Raw genomic sequence first — 9422 nt, forward strand, 5'->3', positions numbered from 1 at the left:
ACTAAATGAATATAGTAGATAATTTTTCCTCTAACCAATTAATTGTTAACTTATCTATTCTCCTAGCTCAACCAACGGGTATAGGCAACTATGCTCAAAACATTTTTCCTTATTTAAAATCTTTGCAACCCACTTTATTAGTAGCGCAAAAATATCCCGATTTTGACTGCTATCCAATACCGTCAAACTTAACCCCAAACCACGGCACTAAAGGTCATTTTAACCGCCTTCTCTGGACACAATTTGAACTACCACAAATATATAAAAACCTCAAATCAAGTCTTTTATTCTCCCCCCTACCGGAAGCACCCCTTTATAGCAATTGTCGTTTTGTTGTCACATCTTTTGATATGATACCGTTGCGCTTTGCTAAACGCTTCTCACCACTCACAGCCTACCACCGCTACTACACGCCCCAAGTTCTTAACCAAGCACAACATATTATTTGCATCTCTCAGACCACAGCTAAAGATATCACCGATTTTTACCAAATTCCCGCCAGCAAAATTACTTCGATTCCTTTAGCGCACGATCGCACTCACTTCTATCATCTCAACCTCCCCACCAGCAACTACTTTCTCTACATTGGTCGCCAAGATCCATATAAAAACATCCAGCGAATCATCAGTGCTTTTGCGGCGTTACCTAACTGCAAAGACTATGAACTATGGTTAGTAGGGCCAATTGATTCGCGTTACACCCCTACTTTAAAAGTGCAAGTTGCAGAATTGGGTGTAACCGATCGGGTGAAGTTCCTTAACTATGTACTTTATGGCGAATTGCCAAAAATAATTAATCAAGCGATCGCTCTCGTTTTCCCCAGTCTTTGGGAAGGTTTTGGTTTACCTGTCCTCGAAGCAATGGCTTGCGGTACTCCCGTCATTACCTCTAATCTCTCTTCTTTACCAGAAGTAGCTGGCGATGCGGCGATTTTAATCAATCCCTACAACACCGGAGAAATTACAGAGGCGATGCAGTCTATTGCTACTGATTCAGAATTGCGATCGCACCTATATACCCTTGGCCTCAACCGCGCCAGTCAGTTCAGCTGGGCAAAAACAGGACTTGCCACTGCCGAAGTTCTCAAGCAGTACCTATAATGGCTGATTTATCGAAAATAGAGACACTGCGGGGTAAGCTTAGTTCTTCACTGCAATAGCATTCCAGTTAGCGATCGCTTGCTCTTCGGTTAGAGTCGGATCGGCATTACACACATATTCAAGTTTAGCTAACACGCTTTGATGGGCAAGAGCAATCTCTTGAGCAACGGGTGCTGTAAGAAGCTTCTTCCAGAGAGCATACTTTCCCTGCCAGAAGTGATTGTTTGTACTCATGGTGCGGAGGCGATCGATAGAATGCAACGAAACCACATCTAATATAGGCTTGACTGGGGTCAGCCCCAATTGTTCGTTAAACTGCGAAAGTTCCTTGACCGCATCATTCACCAGATTTTCGTAACGAACTTTCAACGTGTCTTCTTGCCTCCACCATTCTGGGCTAATGGAGAGAAGTGCTGCTGCTCTACTCCCAGTGGCATAGTTGATAAACTCTGGGCTAAGTGGCGTTTTCTCAAGGATGGATATCTCAGTTCCTCCGTCACCTTTTAGCCAGCTGGCAGTCTCTGGTTCGTAGTTGGCAAAATGCAGAATAGAAATCAATACATCCAAGGGATGGCGGGCAAGAGCTACCACACGAAATCCTTGCTCGGCTAGCAATGAAACTAAATCATCACTTCTGTGCCAATGAATCTGAAGCACTAATCTTGCTGGTAGCGAGTGCCAGGAAATGTTAGCCGGATGATGCACCGCCAGTTCAGCCATTTCATAACTGGCTGCCAGCATTTTTCGTAGCCAAGTGTTACCCGATCGGGGATTGCTAATTATTGCCAGACGCAAGGAGCCTAAACTGCTCAAATTCTGTTAATCCTTTCAGCTAAATTAGGGTACATCCAAACTAACACCATAACTTAAATCCAATGATTTGGGATTTTGTCAAGATTTCAGATTATCTTGACTAATGACTTGTCATTACTCAATCCTTATGAAAGCACTAATTCTCTCTGGCGGCAAAGGTACACGCCTACGTCCCCTCACCTATAGCGGAGCAAAACAACTCGTACCAGTTGCCAATAAACCTGTTTTATGGTATGGCATTGAAGAAATGGTCGCTGCTGGCATTACTGATATTGGCATCATTATCAGCCCAGAAACCGGAGCAGAAGTCCAAACGAAAACCGGAAATGGAGAATACTTCGGAGCGAACATCACCTACATTCTACAAGAGCAGCCACTTGGACTTGCTCACGCTGTTCAAATCGCCCGTCCCTTTTTAGGTGATTCTCCCTTTGTCATGTACTTGGGCGACAACCTGATTCAACTAGGTGAGTTACGTTACTTTCTGGAACAATTTAGCCAACAACAGCCAGATGCTTTGATTCTCTTGCGTTCGGTTGCCAATCCTAGCGCCTTTGGTGTAGCTCAGGTAGATGAAACAGGACGGGTATTACAGTTAATTGAGAAACCCAAAGTTCCGCCTTCAAATTTGGCATTGGTAGGGGTTTATTTCTTTTCTCACATCATCTTTGATGCGATCGCAAATATTCAACCTTCAACCAGAGGCGAACTAGAAATCACTGATGCTATTCAATACCTAATTAATCAAAAAAAGCAAGTTTTAGCGTACAATCTCCAAGGTTGGTGGCTAGATACTGGTAAAAAAGATGACTTGTTAGAAGCTAACAGATTGATTCTCGATACCTATCTGACAGCATCAGTTGTCGGCGAAGTTGATACCCAAAGTCAGATTACTGGACGAGTCAAAATTGGTGCAAAATCTAAAGTAATTAACTGCACAATTCGGGGGCCAGTAGTCATTGGTGTTAATTGTCATTTAGAAAACTGCTTTATTGGTCCTTATAGTAGTATTGCTAACAATGTCATACTCATTGATACTGATTTAGAACACAGTGTTATTTTAGAAGGTGCAAAAATTGACGGAATCCATCAGCGCATTATTGATAGTGTCATTGGACAAAGGGCACAATTGACTCTTGCACCCCGTCGCCCCAAAGCTTTGCGATTTCTAATTGGTGATGACTGTCAAATTGAACTAACGTGATTTATTTGTTAAAAACAGGAAAAGCCACGGTCGAAGTGTTATCCTACTATCTGTGAAATATAAGGATTAAATTACTCTCACAATTAACACTGTGGTAGGTTACTCCAAATAATATTAATGAGCATTGTACATACCAAAATTCCCGAAGTTATACAACTAGATCCCCAAGTATTTACAGACAATCGCGGTTTCTTTTTTGAAGCTTACAATCACCAAAAATTTGCTCAAGAGACAGGTATTGTTACAAACTTCGTCCAGGATAACCACTCTTATTCTAAACAAAACGTTCTGCGTGGGCTGCACTATCAAATCCAACAACCCCAAGGAAAACTAATTCGTGCTGTTGCTGGTATCATCTTTGACGTAGCCGTAGACATTAGAAAAAGCTCGGCTACTTTTGGTAAGTGGGTGGGTTATGAACTCAGTGCTGAGAACAAACGCTTACTGTGGATACCACCAGGCTTTGCTCATGGCTTTCTCGTGCTTTCAGAAATAGCTGAAGTTCTCTACAAAACTACAGATTACTACGCGCCCCAAAGCGATCGCACAATTTTATGGAACGATCCCGATTTAGCGATAGATTGGCCGCTGAGTGCGCCACCGATTTTATCGGCTAAAGACCAAGCCGGTAAATCTTTGAGAACTGCTGAAGTATTTGATTAACCTTAATAAAAATTTTGACCGATCCCTTGCTGCTTCTAAAATGAAATTGGACTTCATTGCTGACACGCCCTAGCTGATGCAAGACTTTAGACAAGAAATAAATGCCAGAGCTTCTATGGATTTGGAACAGCGAAGGACTTGGTATTCTCCCGTTGCTGATGTTTATTACGATGCAAGACCGCACTATCCACATAAACTAATTGATCGGTCTGTGGCTTTAGCCCAACTTGACTCAGATGCATCGATTCTTGAGGTTGGTTGTGGTCCAGGAAATGCGACGGTGGCTTTTGCTCAATTTGGTTTTTCAATGACGTGTATTGAGCCAAACCAGGATTTTTATCATTTGGCACAACACAACTGCGATCGATATCCAAAAGTTACAATTTGCAATACTTCATTTGAGGAGTGGGAACTAGAAGCAAAACAGTTCAATGCCGTTCTATGTGCCAATGCCTTTCATTGGATACCGCCAGAGATTAGATATACCAAGACAGCATCGGCAATGTGCGATAACGGTTTTCTTATTTTGCTATGGAATCTGACCCCAGAACCGAAATACGAAGTTTACCAAGTTCTAGAGGAAGTGTATCAAGCTTATGCGCCCTCCTTTGTTCGATATGAAGGTGCCCAGATTCAAGCGGAGATTTTGAGGGGTTTTGAACAAGAGATTTTAGACTCCAATTGTTTTCAAGAGTTGGTTGTCGAGCAAACTGCGTGTGAAGTCACCTATAGCATTGATGACTACCTCAAGCTTTTGATTACCTTGCGGAGAGTAGAGCCACAAGCGAAAGAGTTACTATTTGCAGGATTGCGCCAGAAGCTAGAAAAATTTGGAGATAGGGTACAACTCTCGTTTCTTTCTGCTGTTCATGTTGCCCGCAAAGCACCCGTGAGAGGTTAAGAGAATTGCACAAATCTAAATATCCAGACTCATGCTAATTAGCTTACATTGCCTAAATACTGGTAAACGATAACACAGAATGCATTACCAACTGAGTAGCAAATTCAAAGGATATTCTTCGTGGAGAGCCACAGCAGTTAAAACTGCCGTTCGGCTTTCCTCCACAGCAATCAAGTCAAGTGGTTTGCAGCCGTTTCAAGGATGTTTCTATGATTGCGTTAGGTTTGAGAACTAATCAGAATGAGTAAATCAATTCTGCTAATTGGTCGCAACGGTCAAGTGGGTAAGGAACTGCAAAAAATACTCCCATCCTACGGCAATCTTATCTCAGTAGAACGCCCAACAGTAGACCTTGCCCAACCCGATACCCTCCGCAACGTTATCAGATCAAAACAGCCGCAAATCATCATTAACGCTGCTGCTTACACTGCTGTAGACAAAGCAGAAAGCGAACCCGAACTTGCTAGCGCTATTAATGCTACTGCACCCCTAATTATTGCCGAAGAAAGCCAAAAATTAGGAGCTTTTTTAATTCATATTTCGACCGATTATGTTTTTGATGGGAATGCCTGTAGCCCTTACCAGGAAACCTACACGACTAATCCCTTGAGTGTCTACGGTAAAACCAAACTTGCTGGAGAAGAAGCAATTCGGGAAACTTGCGTCCATCACCTCATCCTCCGCACTGCTTGGGTTTATGGAACCTTTGGCAAAAGTAACTTTGTCAAAACCATGCTGCGACTAGGTGCAGAACGCCAAGAACTCCGTGTTGTCGCCGATCAAATTGGTAGCCCGACTTGGGCGCAAGATATAGCCACAGTTATAGCCCAAATGATTCCCCAGTTAACTCCACAAATTAGCGGTACTTATCACTACACTAATAGCGGCGTTGCTAGCTGGTACGATTTTGCTGTCGCCATTTTTGAAGAAGCCCAACAGTTAGGCTTCTCTTTGAAAGTTGAAAATATTGTCCCCATTACAACAGCTGAATATCCAACACCAGCCCGTCGCCCTGCCTATTCTGTCCTTGCTTGTGGAAAAATTTCCGCAATTATAGGGACTTATCCCCCCCATTGGCGACAAAGACTTCGGCAAATGCTTCAAGATTGGGTATTGGGTACTGGGGATTGGGGATTGGGGATTGGGAAAACTCTTCCTTAATCCCCAGTCCCCTGTCCCTAGGGCGTGTTTTAAAACTGCTGGTTTAGCCTCCTAACTTTCTAGATCCCCCTAAATCCCCCGATAAATTGGGGGACTTTAAGAGACTCTTTGCCCCCCAATTTATCGGCAGGGCTGTTTCATTCGATCTCTGAGAGATTTTGTCAATAGTGTAAGTCAGAAATTTGCTTGATTTGGTCATTGAAAAGATACCACTTCAACGAGTAAATTTCAGTGCGAACGCGATTTTCTTGCCCAATCAGGTTTTTTATTCACCTGACTTTTTTGCTTGAAACGCTTGTAAATCAGAGCCTTTTAGGGAATGAAACAGCCCTGCCAATTTATCGGGGGGTTGGGGGGATCTAAGACTTTGAAATACACGCCCTAGTCCCTAGTCCCTTCCCCAGTCCCCAGTCAAGAGTCCCTATCCCCTTTTCAAAACTCCCGTTTCATGTTGTATCGGCAAAACATCTAAAATATCAGTTTGGGAACAATATTTTAAATCTTCTTGACAGTCAAGACGCAACAATCGTTGGCCGTGACTAGCTTGGTGAAGTAATCCCAATAAGTTATCTTGCCATTGAGAGTAAAGAGCGATCGCACTAATTACTTCATCATTCCCAGCGAGTTCTTCTGCTGACAAGGTACTTTGTTGTAAAACACTATGAGCGATGGCACCTGCACAAACTGTATCCTCTAAAGAAAAACTGCCTTCCCAACCAGAACCGACAATCCATACTGTCTCTGGTTGCAACTCTAGAAGAAATTGCACCACTGCCGCCCGGTTAATCAAGGCTGCTGCTAATACATTTGGCGAATCTTGTACCCGTTGTAAAGCACGAGTGCCATTGGTGGTACTGATAAACAAACGCCGCCCCTGTACCAATTCTGGTGTGCAGTCGAGAGGAGAGTTACCCAACTCAAAGCCAGCTACTTTCGCGCCGCCGCGTTCTCCAGCCCGCAGACGTTTTTCAGGAGGCCATTTTTCGCTAACTTCAATTAACTGATCTAAATCGCTGAATACTTGTACAGCTTCGCCTCCAGATGCCAAGACAGTCGCTATTGTGCTAGTGGCTCGCAATACATCGACTGCGATCGCACATTCTGGCGCTTGATCCGTTGGAGTCAATTCAGGAGTGTGGTATACGAATAGCTTCACGCGCTGGATACACCTGCTTTAATAGTACTGCCGCAAATAATATTCTACCTAGTTGGGGTCATTAACTATAATTTCAATTAGTTCTGGAACATTTTTTACCATCAAAATACAAAATGTATGTCATTCAATACATAAATGGGAGTGGGGAAGAAAACTGCTTACTAAGGGCTGGGGTTTTAACTAAATCTTAAGAGTCCCTAATACCTAATAAATATTCAAAAAGTCCATTTATATGGTTTTAGACTTTCAGACTTGCAGCACTATCTTGTAATCTAAAACTATAACAGACCTTCTAAAAGGGGAAAAATTTACAGCTTTCAGGTTACAACCCAAAGGGACGAATATTCACTCATTCCCAATTCCCCACTCCCCACTCCCATTCCCCATCGAAATCGCTATGGCACCTTTACCCGACTACCGCCCTAAACAACTATCTTTAGGCCCCTTAGAAGCGGAAATTTTAAATATCATCTGGGAACTTGGTTCAGCGACAGTCAAGGATGTACACGATCGCATCCTCGCTGATCCCAACCGCGAATTAGCATATACTTCTGTCACCACCGTTTTACGTCGCCTCACTGATAAAGGTTGGCTGGCCTGCGACAAAAAAGAGCGAGCATTCTATTGGCGGCCAATGCTGAGTAAACAACAATCAGATGTCATCAAAGCTCACGAGCAGTTACAGCGATTTCTCGCGGTGGGAAATCCCGATGTTGTTGCTGCCTTTGCTGATAGCCTAGATGAAGCAGCTAGTGAGCAAATAGCAGCGATCGCCAAACGTATTCAATCTGCACGCCAAGCCAGGGAGGAACAATGATGCATCTGATAATGATTTTGAATGCTTTGGCAGTTGCCTGGTGGTTAAGATCCTCTGCGAATCAACCCCAAGGTAGTTGGAGTTTGCGGTGGCGGCGATCGCTATTTTTGTTTCTCTTCCCGCCCTTGCTAATTTTCATGACTGCGATCGCAGTGCTGTTCATGGGACCCCAAGGACAAATGGGCGGAATGTATACAGGCTCAATTAGCTATCTAGTCGCATTAATTTATTTAGCATTTTTTGCCATTTCATGCATTAAACTTGCCTTTCAGGGTTGGCAGTCTGTAGAATCTGCCCGTAACTGCCCCCTAGTGAATCTGGGGGATAAACGAGCCAGGTTACTACAAACGGGCGCGTTGTTTGCTGGTCAAATTGGTTTTTGGCAACCAGAACTAGTTGTTAGCCAAGGATTAGTGCAAACTCTCTCACCCGCTCATTTAGAAAGCGTCTTAGCCCATGAGCAAGGGCATCACTATTATAGGGATACGTTCTGGTTTTTTTGGCTGGGTTGGGTGCGTTCCTGCACTGCATGGTTGCCGAATACAGAGCCTTTGTGGGAAGAACTGTTAGCTTTGCGCGAACTCCGTGCCGACAGTTATGCAGCATTGCAGGTAGACCCTCTGGTGCTAGCAGAATCACTTTTATTAGTAGTTAGTAGCAGCCCCGTCTTATCGGAAATTTGCTGTGCTGCATTAGGTTCCTCTGGTGCAGATCGCTTAGAACAAAGAGTAGAAGCTCTATTAGCACCACCAGAACCAACCCCAGAAGCTCAATTGCAATCTTGGCATGGCTTTCTGTTGGCGTTTCTACCTTTAGTAAGTGTGATGTTTCATAGTTAAGTTGAATTTACCAAGCTACTACAGCACGAAATCGTGATGTTTGTAACGAAACTCATAGCGTTGCTAACGAAACTTGCAGTGTTGGTAATGAAAATCGTAGTGTTGGTAACTAAAATCGGGTTTTGTCAGATTTTAGTGATGATGAAAGGTTACTCGCTTTAAGGCAGAAGGCAGTCCCGATGAACTGCTGTGAAGTACATAAATAAGACTAGTTATTAACAATAATTAAGAAGAATTGTATGAAGTATGAAATAAGCATACTCTCGATAATTGATACCGTAAAGTTACCTGATTTAGTGCCAAAAAGTGTTGAGGTATTACAGAATATGAACTCAGCCTGAGAAGTAAATAGGGGTTAATGATGAAAAGGAAGTTTATAATTTTAATTGGCACAACATCGGTAATTTTATCCCTGGTGAGCCAACCAGCCTTTGCAGTTTGGACAGGATTTGTGAATCTGCAACCAGGTGCTATAGTTACCTCTGATCCTAGTTGTGCCTCATTAGGGACAACTCAAGTGATCTGTGCCGCCAAAGGAACCGATAGTAACCTTTACGCCAATCGGTTTAATGGCAGTTCTTGGACAGGATTTGTGAATCTGCAACCAGGTGCTATAGTTACCTCTGATCCTAGTTGTGCCTCATTAGGGACAACTCAAGTGATCTGTGCCGCCAAAGGAACCGATAGTAACCTTTACGCCAATCGGTTTAATGGCAGTTCTTGGACAGGATTTGTGAATCTGCAACCAGGTGCTATAGTTACCTCTGA

At 43.3% G+C, this 9422-nt stretch carries 10 protein-coding genes; 8 read left to right on the plus strand and 2 right to left on the minus strand.

Going from position 1 to position 9422, the window contains the following annotated elements; translation table 11 throughout:
• Window positions 1–5 precede the first annotated feature (5 nt).
• Window positions 6–1100 (plus strand): glycosyltransferase family 4 protein, encoded by a 1095-nt coding sequence (locus tag V7K97_RS02680; protein ID WP_334799156.1) that lies wholly within the window; start codon window positions 6–8, stop codon window positions 1098–1100.
• Window positions 1101–1139: 39 nt separating this feature from the next.
• On the opposite strand, the gene V7K97_RS02685 is transcribed toward V7K97_RS02680, so the two are convergent.
• A complete protein-coding gene (locus V7K97_RS02685) occupies window positions 1140–1913 on the minus strand; it encodes a sulfotransferase domain-containing protein (protein ID WP_334799157.1) in 774 nt (257 codons plus the stop codon).
• Window positions 1914–2040: 127 nt separating this feature from the next.
• Here V7K97_RS02685 and V7K97_RS02690 point away from each other — a divergent pair, with 127 nt between their 5' ends.
• The 4 genes from V7K97_RS02690 (at window position 2041) to rfbD (ending at window position 5842) form a co-directional block, all read left to right on the plus strand.
• Window positions 2041–3117, plus strand: coding sequence for a glucose-1-phosphate thymidylyltransferase (locus V7K97_RS02690; RefSeq protein WP_334799158.1), 1077 nt, complete (start codon window positions 2041–2043; stop codon window positions 3115–3117).
• 117 nt (window positions 3118–3234) lie between these two features.
• Window positions 3235–3780, plus strand: a complete 546-nt coding sequence (gene rfbC / locus V7K97_RS02695) for a dTDP-4-dehydrorhamnose 3,5-epimerase (protein ID WP_334799159.1) — start codon at window positions 3235–3237, stop codon at window positions 3778–3780.
• Between the two features lie 76 nt (window positions 3781–3856).
• Window positions 3857–4681 (plus strand): class I SAM-dependent methyltransferase, encoded by an 825-nt coding sequence (locus V7K97_RS02700; RefSeq protein ID WP_334799160.1) that lies wholly within the window; start codon window positions 3857–3859, stop codon window positions 4679–4681.
• Between the two features lie 240 nt (window positions 4682–4921).
• The gene (rfbD, locus tag V7K97_RS02705; protein WP_334799161.1) at window positions 4922–5842 is read left to right on the plus strand and encodes a dTDP-4-dehydrorhamnose reductase; all 921 of its coding nucleotides are present in this window, start codon (window positions 4922–4924) and stop codon (window positions 5840–5842) included.
• A gap of 421 nt (window positions 5843–6263) precedes the next feature.
• Here rfbD and V7K97_RS02710 read toward each other — a convergent pair whose 3' ends face one another.
• On the minus strand, window positions 6264–6998 hold the full coding sequence (locus V7K97_RS02710) for a 2-phosphosulfolactate phosphatase family protein (protein WP_334799162.1): 735 nt from the start codon (window positions 6996–6998) through the stop codon (window positions 6264–6266).
• Window positions 6999–7395: 397 nt separating this feature from the next.
• On the opposite strand from V7K97_RS02710, the gene V7K97_RS02715 reads away from it, so the two are divergent.
• The 3 genes from V7K97_RS02715 to V7K97_RS02725 form a co-directional block, all read left to right on the plus strand.
• On the plus strand, window positions 7396–7815 hold the full coding sequence (locus tag V7K97_RS02715) for a BlaI/MecI/CopY family transcriptional regulator (RefSeq protein ID WP_099102645.1): 420 nt from the start codon (window positions 7396–7398) through the stop codon (window positions 7813–7815).
• Complete coding sequence (locus V7K97_RS02720; protein ID WP_334799172.1) at window positions 7815–8654, plus strand: M56 family metallopeptidase; 840 nt, start codon at window positions 7815–7817, stop codon at window positions 8652–8654. Before V7K97_RS02715 ends, V7K97_RS02720 begins: the two co-directional genes overlap by 1 nt.
• A gap of 358 nt (window positions 8655–9012) precedes the next feature.
• The coding region (locus V7K97_RS02725; RefSeq protein WP_334799163.1) for a hypothetical protein at window positions 9013–9422 on the plus strand (410 nt) is incomplete at its 3' end.

Source organism: Nostoc sp. (genome assembly GCF_036917815.1).
GTDB lineage: Bacteria > Cyanobacteriota > Cyanobacteriia > Cyanobacteriales > Nostocaceae > Nostoc.

Excerpts from the sequence above, each read along its gene's own strand:
- V7K97_RS02680 (WP_334799156.1), top strand. The coding sequence starts at position 6 with ATGAATATAGTAGATAATTTTTCCTCTAACCAATTAATTGTTAACTTA.
- V7K97_RS02690 (WP_334799158.1), top strand. The coding sequence starts at position 2,041 with ATGAAAGCACTAATTCTCTCTGGCGGCAAAGGTACACGCCTACGTCCC.
- rfbC (WP_334799159.1), top strand. The coding sequence starts at position 3,235 with ATGAGCATTGTACATACCAAAATTCCCGAAGTTATACAACTAGATCCC.
- V7K97_RS02700 (WP_334799160.1), top strand. The coding sequence starts at position 3,857 with ATGCAAGACTTTAGACAAGAAATAAATGCCAGAGCTTCTATGGATTTG.
- rfbD (WP_334799161.1), top strand. The coding sequence starts at position 4,922 with ATGAGTAAATCAATTCTGCTAATTGGTCGCAACGGTCAAGTGGGTAAG.
- V7K97_RS02715 (WP_099102645.1), top strand. The coding sequence starts at position 7,396 with ATGGCACCTTTACCCGACTACCGCCCTAAACAACTATCTTTAGGCCCC.
- V7K97_RS02720 (WP_334799172.1), top strand. The coding sequence starts at position 7,815 with ATGCATCTGATAATGATTTTGAATGCTTTGGCAGTTGCCTGGTGGTTA.